We start from the raw sequence: 14,025 nt of genomic DNA, 5'->3' as shown, positions 1-14,025 counted from the left end.
AATAAACACTACATTCTGTCTTATTCTATTGACGTTTTGTCCGTTTTCTTTATACTAAAGGCAAGTAGGAAGGAGTGAGAAGTTGAACGTAACCTATTCAGGATTTCAAATGCACAATGCTGTTTCCGATCATATTTATCGACCCTCTGGCTTAAAGCATTATCTTTTCGTGTTGACGTTGTCTCCAATGGTTTTCACTTTTGAAGATAGTCATCAAGAAACCAGTGAAAAAGGTAGCTGCATTCTTTTTCCTCCAACCGTCTATCAAGATTATCGTGGCAAAGAAGATTTTTTTAATAGCTTTGTTGAGTTTCAAACGGATCAGGTGATCGAAGAAACCTATGCGATCCCTTGCAACCAACTGTTCCAGCCGAAAAACATTCAACAAATCAACAAATTGATCCAAAAGATCAATCATGAATCCTTGTTGCCGCAACGGCACACGGAAGAATTGATCGCGGCGTATATGACAAATCTATTGGTCTTACTTGAACGCAATTTTGAAGAAAGCATCCCGCAACCACAAAACGAACACTATCAACTGTTTCAAGCGATGCGGTTGAAAATGTTAGTCAATTGCGAACAGCAATGGGATTTTTACCAGTTTAGCCGAGAGCTTTCCATCGGTAAAAGCCAATTCTATAAGCTCTATCAACAATTTTTTCATACCACGCCCAAAGAAGATTTATTGCAAGCTCGGTTTCAAAAGTTTTTTTATCTACGCAGCAACGAAACGCTGACGATTCGAGAGGCGGCCTTTCAATCTGGGTTCCAAAACATCAACCATTTTAATCGGCTCTTTGCGAAGCGCTATGGCTGTGCACCGACAAAGTACCAACAGGAGCAATAGGCAGGTCTGATCGGTAAAAACACAGAAAAAAGTCCGACGAATTCTTGACGGATGCAAGAGAAAACGGGACAATGTCATTAGGAGGTGGCGTATGGATACAGAAACGATCGTAAGCGAACTTTCTAAACGTTCAAGCGAAATGGAAGCGCTACAAAGAAAATTGAGTCAAAGCCAATTAATGAACAATGAAGCGGCACAAACGTTCATTTTTGACTTAAAGGATTATTTAGATAGCTTAAAGCTCGTAACGGATTTAGTACCGTCAGCGGCAACTACAACAGTGGAAGTTGACCAGTTGTCGTACGTCTTAGGTGAACAAAATCAAAGCATCCAGCAGCTGTTGGTTATTTTGGAAGAAGCCGAAGCAAATGACGACCAGCGCTTTTTTGGCAAAAGTGCGGGAGAAGTGCGGCGGATGATTGGCAGTCTGACCGGGATTTTGGAACTAAACGGTCTGTTGCTGCAAGACAATCGTGGTTTTCAGCAAGTCGTGAAGGAAACTGGACCGCTTCAGGTGACTGAGACAAAGGAAGTCCCTGAGAAAAAAGGGTTTCTCCAAAAGCTTTTCGGGAAATAAGCACTGATCGTCAATCAAAACATGAATCACTTGTACCAAAAAAAAACGGCGCTTCACAATGCGTGAAGAACCGTTTTGTGGTACAAGTATTTTTTTGCTCTTTGCCAATAGAAATGGAGAGATCAGAAGGTACCGACGCTGAAACCTTAGACTGAAAGCGAACTTCTGGGGGGACATTCTTCAATCCCGTAAATCAGAAAGGTGTTTTCGGTAGCTTTTCTACTAGCATTTGCCAGTAATTTTTTGCTAGTAGTTAAGCTGAATAGTTTTTCTCTGATTCCCTTGGCTCATTGTTATTTTGTCCGCTGTGATAGTGACATCAAAGGGTGGGATCTGATCAGAAAAGGCATTGCCTAAACACGCAACGAGCCATTCCTGTTGTCCGGCGAGCACGGTTTTGCTTACTTGAGGGATGACGGTTCGACTATAAAGTAGATTCGTGTTGGGTTCTGGCATCAAGAGGGTACCCTCTTGATGCGTCGGGAAGGTTTTGATACCGACACAGCCAACCGAGCTTTGATAAAAGGTGCCTTCTTTGCTAGAAAACGCAGTACCATCAGCCGGTGCTGCAAAGCTGCCATTGACCAGTTGCAACCTTCGATCCGTTTGAATCCGATGGTAACGCAGATGCCAAGGATACATCGGAATCACAAAGGTTTCGATGATGACCTGTTCGTAGGGACGCCAGCGACTATAGACGTAGTCATCTTCAATCGCAAAGGCTTCATAACCAAAAGCCGTTTTAAAATCCGTCTGCCCTTCTGAGATCGCCAATGTATTATCATAAGCACCTTGTTTCAATAAAACGGTTGCTTTCGGTACGCTAAACCCAAACGTTGTCGAATAGACAAACTTTTCGTATTTGGCATTCCCGTGAGCATGTTCGTGGGAATGTTGCCCCGCAGTGAAAGCTTGCAATTCTGTCCCTTCTTGGTTATGCACCAAGAGCATCCGACTATGCGGATTGCGCACCTGTGTGGCAAAGGTTGGCACCTGCTCCTCAAGCGTCCAAAATTCAGCATCCGCTGGGATGGCCAATACACAGAAATTTTTGAAAGCCCAATAAGGCGATCCTGGTGCGTTATAGCCTTCAGCCATATTTAGGTTGGGATAGGCATAGCCAATACTTAAAAAGCCTTCTTGCGTAAAGATTGGTTGACGGAACCAGTAACGCATGTTTTGTAACAGTAAGTATTTTCCTTCATTTTTGGTGAAGCCTTCATATTCTATATCAGCAAAAGCACCGACAGCAAAGAAACTTGATTGCGCAAACCGATACGTTAGACTACGACCAAAAGGCAATGCCGCACCGGTTTTTGTGAACCACTGCTTAAAGGATTGCGCAAACGTAGCGGCTCTTTGACGGTAGCTAAACTGATACGGGCATTGGGAACGACAGGTAAGAACACTGTAAAGGAGTCCGTAGTATTGCATCCCAAAAGGAATATAATAGTCGATTTGGTTTTCATAGCCATCAAAATACCAGCCGTCTGCTAAGTAATACCTCTCGATCTCTTCTTGATCAGCCAAAAGGGTGGTTTCTACAAAAGGCAATGCTGCCATTTCAAAGAAGGTATTGACTAAAATCCGAAAGAAGAGCCAATTGGTTTTAGGGATCGTGTGCTGATTGATCTGATTGAGCCAATCAAAGAGATTCGTTTGCTCTCTTGGTGTGAGGCGATCCCAAAAGACGGGTTTGGTAAAAATCAAATAGCTAGCAAGGGCACCCATTTCCACAAACAATTGGTCGTAGTCATGCAGTTTTCCCCAGTATTCCTGAGAGGTCGGGGTGGTGCCTGCAACGATCCCGGCATTGGCTTGTTGAAAAAGTTTTGAGTAACGAAGACACGCTTCTTCTTGGCTGAACAATGGGCCCAATCCCCAGAGTGTCCGTAAAAAGCCTTCGATGTCACCCTTTTCCTGAGTGTACACCGCTCCTGAATTTCCTAGGTGGACCCTCCCGGGAGTTCCTTGTTGTGCCATACATTCGTATACGGGAGTGACCAGATCAACTAGGGCTTCTTCAAGATCGGTTTTGGTTCGAAGAGGGTTCTTACTTAATGCTTCTTGAAAGTTTCTCATGCAAACAGCTCCTTTTAGTTGTTATTTTACTTTATTTAGTAAAATAAAGAAATGGAAACTGTTACATTTCGTGATTTTAAGTAAAAAAATAGTAAAAAATCGCTGGAAACAGTTACATTTTTTTGTCGACATCGCTATAATGGAGAAAATACGAGAGGAGCTACATGCAATGACCCAGATTTCCTTAACGATTTATGACCAAAAGCATCAAGTAAAACAAGGCAAACGAACACCTGAAAGTGAACCTACCCTTCTGCAAGCGACGGCGGAAGACTTTGTCACGTTGGCATCCCAAGAGTGTTGTTACGAGGACGGAGATAAAATCGTTGTCTCGCTCTCACGCAGTGGACAATTTGTGTGGGTCACACTCGATGAAACGCTGGCGACTACTTTGGTGTACATCAAAGGCAACGAGTGGATCTACCCCGTACATCTTAGTGAAAATGCCAAAGAAGCCGCGCCAGAAGGCCGTTTTGCTGGGAAAAGCCATTATTTGAGTGTGCGGGTAGCAACAAAAGAAGAACTAGCGGCTTACCGCAACGTCGCCTTAAACCCTCATGATCAAAAAGAATTCTTGGGTGCCTATCCGCATGCCCATGCCAATGTTGAAACAAGAGATGATGCGACGTTTTTCGCTTGTAACGCCATTGATGGTATTTTTGCCAATACGTCTCATGGCAATTATCCCTATGGCTCATGGGGGATCAATCAACAAGCAGATGCCGCTTTGACGATCGACTTTGGTCATGAGGTCCGCATCGACCAATGTGCGCTTACGTTACGGGCGGATTTTCCCCATGATAGCTATTGGCAACAAGTCACGTTGGCGTTTTCCGATGGGAGTCAAGAAATCTTGCAGACGGTCAAAAGCAGCCAGCCTCAACGGTTTTCTTTCCAGCCGCGAACGGTCACTTGGGTGAAATTGTATGAGCTGATCCAAAATGACGATCCCTCACCATTTCCAGCGTTGACCCAAATCGAAGTCTTCGGACGCTCTATTCAGGAGGAAAACGCGTGAATCCAGCAGAGGTAAAAGAAGAAATTTTACAGGCGGCACAGGCTTACCTTGACACTGGTGAGATTCCCTATTTGCCTTATCAAGGCTATCAAGAGTATCTCGAATCGGGGAATCGTGTTGGCTTCGAAACCCATTATTTTGCCCGCCGACGGATGTTGGTGGTTTTAGGACTTGCTTATGAAATGGAGCGTAAGGCAGCGATCAAAGAGCTACTGGAGCAAGTGATTTGGGAAATCTGCAATGAATATACATGGTGTCTGCCAGCGCATCTGCCGATTGTCGATGGCCAGTTTTCTTCGCAAGCGCGCCACACAGTCGATCTTTTTGCAGCTGAAACTGGGCAATCCTTAGCGGAGTTGTTTATGTTGGTTGGGGGAGACCTTTCACCAGTCATCACAGAACGAGTGTTGTATGAGATCGATCAACGGCTTTTTTTGCCCTTCGAGGAGCAAACCTGGGAGTGGGAGACAAAAGAGAACAATTGGTCCGCAGTTATTGGTGGCTGTCTTGGAATGACGGCGCTCTATGTATTGCCGAAAAAAAGCGAGCGACAATTGCGGATGATCAAACGATTGGATACTGCAATGCAAAGCTATCTTAACAGCTTTGGCGAAGATGGGGCTTGTGTGGAAGGTGTCGGATACTGGGCGTATGGGTTTGGTTATTTTCTGTATTATGCGCAATTGTTGGCAGAAGTATTGCAAGAAGATACCTACCTAAAACAGCCTAAAACCAGAAAAATTGCTGCTTTTCCTTACTACACGATGATTTCTCCAGGGCATTACATTCCTTTTTCTGATTATTCGGCGATCGAACTGCCTAGTGGCTTGGTCAGTTATTGCTACGAGCATTTGGGCGTGTCGGTTCCCCAATTATCGGGGGTCAGTCCGTTAGATTTTGATCCTTGCTACCGGTTTGCCCACAGCTATCGAAATTTGTATTGGCATAACGAAGCGATCACACGAGAAACGAATGCCTCGTATCATCACTATTTTGAACAAGCGCAGTGGTTCGTTGCAAAAGATGTGCAGCAGGATCTCTTTTTTGCTGCCAAAGGGGGGAGCAATCAAGAAAGCCACAATCATCTCGATGTCGGTCATTTTGTCTTAGGAACGACAGAGGAGTTGTTTCTGACGGACCTTGGTGCAGGGGAATACAACAAAGAGTATTTTGACGAGAACACGCGCTATCACTACTTTCCCGCAGCCGCAATCAGTCATTCGCTGCCGATCATCAATCAGCACACCCAACGCGCAACAGCCGAGGAAGCAACGGTGCTGCAGGTCGATGACCAGCGATTTGACTTAGACCTCAGTGCGTTCTATCCAAAAGCAGCGGTCACTGAATACCAGCGGCGCTTCGTTGTCTCGCAGCAACAAGTAATGATCGAAGACCATTTTGTCTTTGACGAGCACCAACCAAAGAATCTGGTGGTGGAAAACTTTATTACGGACATACCACCAATGGTGCAAAATAAGACCGTCCAGCTAATGACAAAAAAAGCGCGCTGTGTTCTTTATTTTACCAGTGATAAGATCCAAATACAGCCAGTCACTTATCAAGATCACCATGGTGGACAGGCACAAGCGTATTTGATCCAAGCCGAACACGCGCTTGAGCAGACAGGAGAAATCAAAACGACCATTAAAATAAAAAAAGGCTGAGAAGGATGCGGTGCTTCCTTGCAATGACGTTGATCAATGCAAGAAGACACCGCAGCTTCTCAGCCTTCTTTTGGTTTTGCGGTAGATTGACGAATCACCAGCTGTGTACTTAAAAAGATGCGTCTGGCGATCCCAGGATTTTCGATGCGGTTATAGAGTAGCTCTAACCCCGTTTCACCCATCTCTTCAGTAAATGCTTGGACTGAAGAAAGGGGTGGAGAGACATAGCGGGACACCGAAATATCGTTGATGCCCATAACACTGATGTCTTCAGGAATCTTGATTCCATGAGCCGTTAACGTATGGATGACCCCGATCGCAAAGGCATCATTGGCTGCCAAAATCGCAGTCGGCAAGCGGTCTTGCCACAAAGCCAAAGCCTGCTCCGTTAATTCTTCCCCCGTTTGGACATCCAACCGACTATTTTCTTTCACGATGAAATAATCCTCATCAAACAGCTGATAATGCTGCATCATATCGACATAGGTGTTGACCGTTGGCGTTTTGTACCGCCGATACCCATACATATTTTGACTTTCCTCGGCGCCGATAAAGGCGATTTTTTGATGACCAAGTCCCATCAAGTGAGAAAGAGCCAACTCGGTTGCTTGCGTAAAATCGGTATTGACAGAATCGTAGTCATCCAGTGGAAAGTTACTGCCAATCACACAGAGGTTGGGGTGTAGCTCATGGAGTTTCTTGACCCGCTCTTCTGTAAACTTGCCGATTGCCAGTAAGCCATCGACGGACTGGATCACTGACTCATCAAGGTTGGAGATTTTTAACAGGTCACAACCCAGTTCGGCGGCGCGTTTTTCCACACCCAAACGAATCGACATATAGTAAATGTCTTCTAATTCTTCATCATCCATCCGCCACTGAACGATCCCGATCGATTTGTTGTGTTTTTTTGGTACATCCACTGGTAGTTCACGCTGCTTTTGCTTGTTTTTGTATTTCGTATAATTTAGTTTTTCAGCTGCCTCGAAAATCTTTCGTTTGGTTTCTTCGGTCACTGAAAGACTAGGATCGTAGTTCAGAACCCGTGATACGGTTGATATTGATACCTCAGCTATGGTCGCTATGTCGGTAATCGTAGCCATAGAATCCCTCCTCCAATGCTTCTCCTCTTCAGTATATTTCTTTTTAGTAAAAAAACCAAGAGAGAAATTGCCCTTAAGTAAAAATTTTACTTTTTTTAGGAAAAACTATTGATTATTTTCCTAAAAAAAAGTATGATTTGAAATGAAGAAAGCGTTTTAAAAATGAGGGTGGCATGAATGAAGTGGATTAATTCGTTATTTATCCTGGGTCTACTTATAGGGTTGACTGCTTGTTCTTCAAATGAAGCAACGCAGACGCAAGCATTTTCCCAAAGCAGCGAAAAGCAATTAAAAGAACGAGCGCTTTGTTATTCTGACGAAGATTTTTCGCAAGGTGTCGTCCCGTTGCATGAATTCGTGAAGCTATCTGGCACCATCGTAAAGAGTGATGCGAAAACAGCAGACATTGAGAAAGGGGATCGATTTATTCTAGAAACAGCGGCTGGACAGTACCAAGTATTCAATGAACAAAGTCAACAACTGAAACTGCAAGATGTGGTGACGGTCTACGGAGAATATTATGGTTTTATTAAAGCGACATTGATTGAAAGGAAGGATGCGGATGCAATTACAGAAGCTGCAGCAATTGAAAAAGAATAAATTTGAAAGTTATGAAGATGTAGCAGCCGGCTTCAAAACGATCATGGATCAACTCAAACCCGCTTTTGCAAGCAGTCGTCCTGGTCATTTGGCTTTAGGCAGCCATGGGACTGTCTATGAGAAAGAGGTACAGGAACTTGAAGCGTTCTTGCGACCGCTTTGGGGACTCGCGCCTTATCTAACCCAGCAAGAAGATTCATTCATGGAAACCTATCTCTCAGGAATTATTGCGGGTACAGATCCAGAGAGTCCCGATTATTGGGGTGTTGTGGAAGACTTCGACCAACGAATCGTGGAAATGGCTTCGCTAAGTACCTTTTTACTATTAAACAAGGAAAAAACGTGGGATGTTTTATCCCAACGCCAAAAAGATAATCTCCATGCGTGGTTGATCCAAGTCAATCAACGAGAAATTCCCGCAAACAATTGGCATTTCTTTCGGGTTCTCGTCAATGTAGCCATGAAGCGTTGTGGCAGCAGCTTTTCCCAAGAAAAGATCGATGCTGACTTGGCATTGATCGAGACCTTTTATTTAGGGGAAGGATGGTACTGTGACGGAGTAGCCACTCAAATCGATTACTATGTATCTTTTGCGATCCACTACTATAGTCTTCTGTACTGTCGATTTGTCCCTGAGGATCTTGAAAGGGGAAGGAAGTTCAAACAACGAGCCACCGAGTTTGCTCAAACCTTCAAGCATTGGTTTGCAGCAGGTGGAGCTGCCGTTCCTTTTGGTCGAAGTTTGACGTATCGCTTTGCGCAAGTTTCTTTCTTCAGCGCATTGGTTTTTGCGGATGTTGAAGCATTGCCATGGGGAGAGGTCAAAGGGTTGATCAGTCGTCACCTGCATCAGTGGATGCAGCAAGACATTTTTACTTCCGAAGGGATACTGACGGTCGGCTATTCGTACCAGAATCTGATCTTTGCCGAAGGCTACAATGCACCAGGTTCACCTTATTGGGCGTTAAAAACCTTTCTTTTGTTAGCGGTACCAAAGGAGCATCCCTATTGGCAAGCCACCCCAACGCCATTAGTGATCACTGAAAGAACACTGGCTCATCCCATCAGTAAGAACTTTTATCAACACAATCAAGACTTGACGCATGCCTTGATGTTTCCTGCAGGACAATGTATCAACTATCAAAGTCATGCCAGCAGCAAATATAGCAAATTTGTCTACTCAACGACGTTTGGCAATAGCGTGCCCAAGAGCAATTATTGGTTTTATGAAGGAAATTATGACAACACTTTGGCTTTATCAGAAGATGACCATTACTTTCGCACCAAAGGATTGGATCGCCAGTATCAGCTTTTACCTGATCGGATCATTCATGAATGGAATCCATGGGAAGACGTCCAGATAAAAACAACAATCATTCCACTGATAGGCAGTCACCTTCGCATTCATGAGATCAATTCTCAGCGCGCCCTTTCTTTCTATGAGGGTGGGTTTTCATCACCGAAAGAGGCAACTGCCATCACTGAAAAAACCGCAAGCAGCGCTGCGGTACGAACATCGATCGGCTATTCGAGAATCGAGGCAATCGCTGGCTATGAAACGAGCGATGTCTTACGAACGGAGCCAAATACGAACCTCTTGTATCCTGCAACGTGGCTGCCGTATTTAACTGCTCAACGACAAGCGGGAAAGCACCTGTTCGTTTCCCTCGTCATCGGCTTGCTTCCACAAGAACAAGAACAAGCAGTGACCGTCGAAGTGACAACAAACAACATTACGATCAATCAATCCGGACATATGATCCAGGTTGAGCGAATAGGAGGAAAAAATGGAAACCAGCTATGACGTACAGCTATCACAATGGGTAGCCGAGCAAATCGACTTCACCGTTAATCAAGTAAGAAAGAATACTAAGACCTTTGACACGTTGGTCCCACCTGCAGCAAGTGAACAGCTTGTCTATCGACCAGAAGCCAACCATGATTGGACGGCGAGTTTTTGGACTGGCATGTTGTTTTTGAGTAAAGAACTGACGGGATCAACAGAATTTGATGAAACCATCGAAAAACAGCTGCACTCTTTCCAAGAAAGACTGGAGCAAAGAATTGGACTAGAAACCCATGATATCGGGTTTTTGTATAGTTTGACTGCGATTGCCGACTATCGAGTGAACGGACGGGAATCTTCGAAAAAACTCGCGATTGCCGCCGCCGATCTATTGATGGCCCGTTACTCACCCAAAGCCCAAATCATTCAAGCGTGGGGCAATCTCGATGATCCGCAACAACGGGGGCGCATCATTATTGATTGCTTGATGAATTTGCCGCTATTGTATTTTGCTTCCCAAATGACGGGGGATGAATCCTACAAACAAGCAGCCTATGCTCATGCCAAGCAGACCCAGAAATACATCGTGCGAGACAACGCCACGACGTACCACACCTATTACTTCGACGTTGAAACTGGAGCGGCGATCGGCGGCAATACCCAACAAGGCTATGCCGATGATTCCTGCTGGGCGAGAGGGCAAGCGTGGGGAATCTACGGATTTACGCTGAGTTACCTTTACACCGGTGATACCAGTTTCTTGAAGACTGCTCAAGACCTTGCGGATTACTTTATTGCGGAATTACCGGCGGACAAGGTCAGTTATTGGGATTTAGTGTTTAACGATGGTAGTCAGGAAGAAAGGGATAGTTCGGCCGCCGCCATCGCAGTCTGTGGCTTGCTAGAACTGGCGAAACATTTACCGATCACGCAGCCAAACCAAGCCGCCTATCAGGAAAACGCCTTGGCGATCTTGGCGTCGTTAGCCCAAAACTATACAACGATCGACCATCCCGAATCAAACGGACTTTTGATGCATGGGGTTTATGACAAGAATTCCCTTAAAGGGGTCGATGAATGCATGATCTGGGGCGATTATTATTATATGGAAGCGCTGATGCGGGTGTCACAAAGTTGGTATTCCTATTGGTAGTTTTAGGGGCGACCCTTTAAAAAAATGTTTAATGGAGGAATGAACATGCACTTTTTGAAAAAAGGTTTATTAGCAGCAACGATGTTTGGGACGATCGCAGCCTTGGCAGCGTGTGGAGGCGGAGCGACAGATGATTCCGCTGCTTCTGAAGATGGCGACATCAAATTGACCGTAACCACTTGGAATTACGATACGACACCTGAATTCGAAAAACTGTTCCGTGCCTTTGAAGAAGCGAATCCGGGCATTACCGTTGAGCCTGTCGATATTGCTTCAGATGATTATGATACCAAACTGACCACCATGCTCTCTTCCGGAGACACGACGGATATTTTGGCCATGAAAAATTTGCTTTCCTATTCCAATTATGCGTTGCGGGATCAATTAGTCGATCTCACTGACCATATCGGGTCGTTGGATATTGCCCCAGCACAAGAAAGCTACGATATGTATGACATTGATGGTAAGACCTATGCACAACCGTATCGGACGGATTTTTGGGTCTTGTATTACAACAAAACAATGTTCGATGAAGTAGGCTTAGACTACCCATCAAACATCACCTGGGACGAATATGAGGAGCTTGCCAAGCAGCTAACAAAACCAGACGAACAAATTTATGGTGCGTATCAACACACGTGGCGTTCCACTACCCAAGCGATTGCAGCTGCTCAAAATGGTGCCAACTTGATCGATCCTCAATACGACTACTTAGAAGAATATTATGATCGTGCATTGCGGATGCAAGACGATAAAGCACAAATGGACTTTGGGACAGCAAAATCAACGAAAGTTACGTATCAATCACAATTTGAAAATGAAAAAGCAGCCATGATGTACATGGGAACTTGGTATATGGGTGCATTGATGACCAATATCGACGATGGCAAGACAGATGTCGAGTGGGGCATTGCGGAAATGCCGCAAAATGAAAAAGGGGAAGTAACGACATTTGGTTCTCCGACTGCTTTTGCCATCAATAAAAATTCAAAACATCAAGAAGCTGCACAAAAATTCTTAGACTTTTGTGCCGGTGAAGAAGGCGCCAAAGTATTAGCAGAAGTCGGTGTCGTTCCTTCGTATAAGACTGATGCCATTGATGAACTTTACTTCTCCCGTGAAGGCATGCCTGCCGATGAAGTATCGAAAAAAGCCTTCAATCCAGAAACCGTCGCGATCGAGTTTCCTGTCGATGAAAATGGACCAGCGATCGACAAAATCTTGCAAGAAGAACATGACTTGATCCTTGTAGGGGATGAAACACCAAAAGAAGGCATTGCGAATATGGAAAAAAGGGTGAAATCTGAAACAGAATAGTCCTAACGAGAGAAGGGACTTGGGCAAAAAAGTTCCTTCTCTTTATTAATGAAAGGGGGCCTGCTGGCAAGCAGCAGGAGACAAATATGGAAATAACCTCAAAATCAAAAGCAGCCAATAAGTTGAAACGCAAAAATACGCTAACCGCGCTGTCTTTTATTGCACCGAACTTTATCGGCTTTTTCTTATTTACCTTAGTGCCAGTTGTGTTCTCATTGATTCTGGCTTTCATGGAATGGGATTCCTTTAGTTCGCCTAAATTTGTGGGAATGAAAAATTTCAGCAAAATGCTAGGGGACGACACCTTTTGGATCTCATTAAAGAACACCTTTCTCTATACGATTGGCGTCGTTCCATTGACGTTAGTATGTTCCTTAGGCTTAGCGATTTTATTGAATAAAAAAGTACGTGGAATGAAGTTTTTCCGTACTGCCTTCTTCTTTCCTTATGTCACCTCGTTAGTTGCGATCGCTGTCGTGTGGAACATGTTGTTTCACCCAACGATGGGACCAATCAATCAGTTTTTGAAATTTTTTATTGAAAATCCTCCTGGTTGGACCTCCAGCTCTGATTGGGCTTTGACGGCGATCATCATAGTCAGCGTCTGGCGTGGCATGGGGTATTACATGATCTTATACTTGGCAGGGTTACAAAGTGTGCCAAAGGAATTGTATGAAGCGGCTTCGATCGATGGCGCCAACAAGTGGCAGCAGTTTCGCAACGTGACTTTGCCGTCCTTGCGACCAACGACCTTCTTTGTTTCGATCATGCTGGTCATCAACTGTTTCAAGATCTTCGATTTGGTCCAAGTCATGACTGCCGGCGGACCCGGTCGAGCCACCAATGTCTTGGTGTATCAAATTTACAACGAAGCGTTTGTGAAATTTAATTTTGGTTACGCATCTGCGATCGCCATGGTCTTGTTTGTGATCGTTTTGGGCATCACGGTGATCCAGTTTAAGTGGAACCAAAGACAAGAACGGGTGTAAGGAGGGAGTACAGATGGAAAATACACTGAGTAAAAAGAATGTTCAAGCCAAACCAAAACAAAAAGCCAAGCTGTCGGTCGGCAGTGTCTCCTTGATTCTTTTATTAACATTTCTCGCGTTAGTGACACTGATCCCGTTTCTCTGGATGATTTCTGCTTCTTTTAAGACCAATAACGATGTTTTTAGCGTACCGATCCAATGGATTCCAAAAAGTTGGCACCCAGAAAACTATACGGTGATCTGGGATCGCATTCCTTTGCTGACTTTTTTCAAGAATACAGCATTTTTGAGCGTCATCATTACCTTGATCCAACTGTTTACCTCTAGCTTTGCGGCTTATGGATTTTCGAAGATGCATTTCAAAGGACGCGACCTGTTGTTTCTGACATACATCGGTACGATTGCGATTCCTTGGCAATCCTATATGATTCCTCAGTTCATCATGATGCGCCAGATTGGGCTGACAGACACGCTTTGGTCTTTGGTCCTCTTACAAGCCTTCAGTGCCTTTGGCGTCTTTTTGTTGAAACAATACTATAGTAGTATTCCTGATTCATTGTGTGAAAGTGCGCGGATCGACGGCTTGAGTGAGTGGGGGATCTATCGAAAAATCATTCTACCACTGACGAAGCCCGCTTTAGCGAGTCTGACCATCATCACCTTCGTCAATACATGGAACGATTATATGGGACCATTTATCTACCTCTCCTCAACCGAAAACAAAACCATTCAGTTAGGGTTGAAAATGTTTGTCGGCTTATATGATGCCGAGTACGCCCTGATCATGGCAGCATCTGTGGTCTCCATTTTGCCAGTAGCGATCGTCTTTTTAGCAATGCAAAAATACTTCGTAGAAGGAATCGCTACTTCGGGAATGAAAAATTGA

General features: G+C 44.5%; 12 protein-coding genes. 10 read left to right on the top strand and 2 right to left on the bottom strand.

What is annotated here, in order from left to right; translation table 11 throughout:
* Positions 1-82: 82 nt before the first annotated feature.
* Together IAE45_RS10960 and IAE45_RS10955 are read left to right on the top strand one after the other, a co-directional pair.
* On the top strand, positions 83-850 hold the full coding sequence (locus tag IAE45_RS10960; protein WP_200126195.1) for an AraC family transcriptional regulator: 768 nt from the start codon (positions 83-85) through the stop codon (positions 848-850).
* A 91-nt stretch (positions 851-941) separates the two neighbouring features.
* A complete protein-coding gene (locus tag IAE45_RS10955) occupies positions 942-1,427 on the top strand; it encodes a hypothetical protein (RefSeq protein WP_077453701.1) in 486 nt (161 codons plus the stop codon).
* Positions 1,428-1,673: 246 nt separating this feature from the next.
* Here the strand turns inward: IAE45_RS10955 and IAE45_RS10950 are convergent, their stop codons facing one another.
* Complete coding sequence (locus IAE45_RS10950; protein ID WP_200126193.1) at positions 1,674-3,509, bottom strand: DUF2264 domain-containing protein; 1,836 nt, start codon at positions 3,507-3,509, stop codon at positions 1,674-1,676.
* Between the two features lie 169 nt (positions 3,510-3,678).
* Between IAE45_RS10950 and IAE45_RS10945 the strand changes: the two genes are divergently transcribed.
* Both IAE45_RS10945 and IAE45_RS19290 read left to right on the top strand, forming a co-directional pair.
* A complete protein-coding gene (locus IAE45_RS10945; protein WP_200126233.1) occupies positions 3,679-4,527 on the top strand; it encodes a hypothetical protein in 849 nt (282 codons plus the stop codon).
* Positions 4,524-6,191: a heparinase II/III family protein gene (locus tag IAE45_RS19290; RefSeq protein WP_200126191.1), complete on the top strand. Its 1,668-nt coding sequence runs from the start codon at positions 4,524-4,526 to the stop codon at positions 6,189-6,191. Before IAE45_RS10945 ends, IAE45_RS19290 begins: the two co-directional genes overlap by 4 nt.
* A gap of 59 nt (positions 6,192-6,250) precedes the next feature.
* Here the strand turns inward: IAE45_RS19290 and IAE45_RS10935 are convergent, their stop codons facing one another.
* Positions 6,251-7,294 (bottom strand): LacI family DNA-binding transcriptional regulator, encoded by a 1,044-nt coding sequence (locus IAE45_RS10935; RefSeq protein WP_005232137.1) that lies wholly within the window; start codon positions 7,292-7,294, stop codon positions 6,251-6,253.
* Positions 7,295-7,471: 177 nt separating this feature from the next.
* On the opposite strand from IAE45_RS10935, the gene IAE45_RS10930 reads away from it, so the two are divergent.
* The 6 genes from IAE45_RS10930 to IAE45_RS10905 all read left to right on the top strand — a co-directional run bounded on the left by IAE45_RS10930 (position 7,472) and on the right by IAE45_RS10905 (position 14,025).
* Positions 7,472-7,894, top strand: a complete 423-nt coding sequence (locus IAE45_RS10930) for a hypothetical protein (protein WP_016609650.1) — start codon at positions 7,472-7,474, stop codon at positions 7,892-7,894.
* Positions 7,857-9,698 (top strand): DUF2264 domain-containing protein, encoded by a 1,842-nt coding sequence (locus IAE45_RS10925; RefSeq protein WP_200126189.1) that lies wholly within the window; start codon positions 7,857-7,859, stop codon positions 9,696-9,698. Before IAE45_RS10930 ends, IAE45_RS10925 begins: the two co-directional genes overlap by 38 nt.
* A complete protein-coding gene (locus IAE45_RS10920; protein ID WP_195961051.1) occupies positions 9,682-10,833 on the top strand; it encodes a glycoside hydrolase family 88 protein in 1,152 nt (383 codons plus the stop codon). The genes IAE45_RS10925 and IAE45_RS10920 overlap by 17 nt, the downstream gene beginning before the upstream one ends.
* A 45-nt stretch (positions 10,834-10,878) precedes the next feature.
* Positions 10,879-12,150, top strand: coding sequence for an ABC transporter substrate-binding protein (locus tag IAE45_RS10915; RefSeq protein ID WP_200126187.1), 1,272 nt, complete (start codon positions 10,879-10,881; stop codon positions 12,148-12,150).
* An 86-nt stretch (positions 12,151-12,236) separates the two neighbouring features.
* Positions 12,237-13,139 carry a carbohydrate ABC transporter permease gene (locus tag IAE45_RS10910; protein ID WP_200126185.1) on the top strand — a complete coding sequence of 301 codons (903 nt, stop codon included), beginning with the start codon at positions 12,237-12,239 and terminating at the stop codon, positions 13,137-13,139.
* Between the two features lie 13 nt (positions 13,140-13,152).
* Positions 13,153-14,025, top strand: coding sequence for a carbohydrate ABC transporter permease (locus tag IAE45_RS10905; RefSeq protein ID WP_200126183.1), 873 nt, complete (start codon positions 13,153-13,155; stop codon positions 14,023-14,025).

This window comes from Enterococcus sp. S53, from assembly GCF_016516865.1.
GTDB lineage: Bacteria > Bacillota > Bacilli > Lactobacillales > Enterococcaceae > Enterococcus_D > Enterococcus_D innesii.
Note: the sequence above shows the minus strand (reverse complement) of the source record. Positions and strands in the feature narration are given on the sequence as shown.

Bases quoted from the DNA above. Each gene is read 5' to 3' on its own strand.
- IAE45_RS10955 (WP_077453701.1), top strand. From the start codon at position 942: ATGGATACAGAAACGATCGTAAGCGAACTTTCTAAACGTTCAAGCGAA.
- IAE45_RS10950 (WP_200126193.1), bottom strand. From the start codon at position 3,509: ATGAGAAACTTTCAAGAAGCATTAAGTAAGAACCCTCTTCGAACCAAA.
- IAE45_RS10945 (WP_200126233.1), top strand. From the start codon at position 3,679: ATGACCCAGATTTCCTTAACGATTTATGACCAAAAGCATCAAGTAAAA.
- IAE45_RS10935 (WP_005232137.1), bottom strand. From the start codon at position 7,294: ATGGCTACGATTACCGACATAGCGACCATAGCTGAGGTATCAATATCA.
- IAE45_RS10930 (WP_016609650.1), top strand. From the start codon at position 7,472: ATGAAGTGGATTAATTCGTTATTTATCCTGGGTCTACTTATAGGGTTG.
- IAE45_RS10925 (WP_200126189.1), top strand. From the start codon at position 7,857: ATGCAATTACAGAAGCTGCAGCAATTGAAAAAGAATAAATTTGAAAGT.
- IAE45_RS10920 (WP_195961051.1), top strand. From the start codon at position 9,682: ATGGAAACCAGCTATGACGTACAGCTATCACAATGGGTAGCCGAGCAA.
- IAE45_RS10915 (WP_200126187.1), top strand. From the start codon at position 10,879: ATGCACTTTTTGAAAAAAGGTTTATTAGCAGCAACGATGTTTGGGACG.
- IAE45_RS10910 (WP_200126185.1), top strand. From the start codon at position 12,237: ATGGAAATAACCTCAAAATCAAAAGCAGCCAATAAGTTGAAACGCAAA.
- IAE45_RS10905 (WP_200126183.1), top strand. From the start codon at position 13,153: ATGGAAAATACACTGAGTAAAAAGAATGTTCAAGCCAAACCAAAACAA.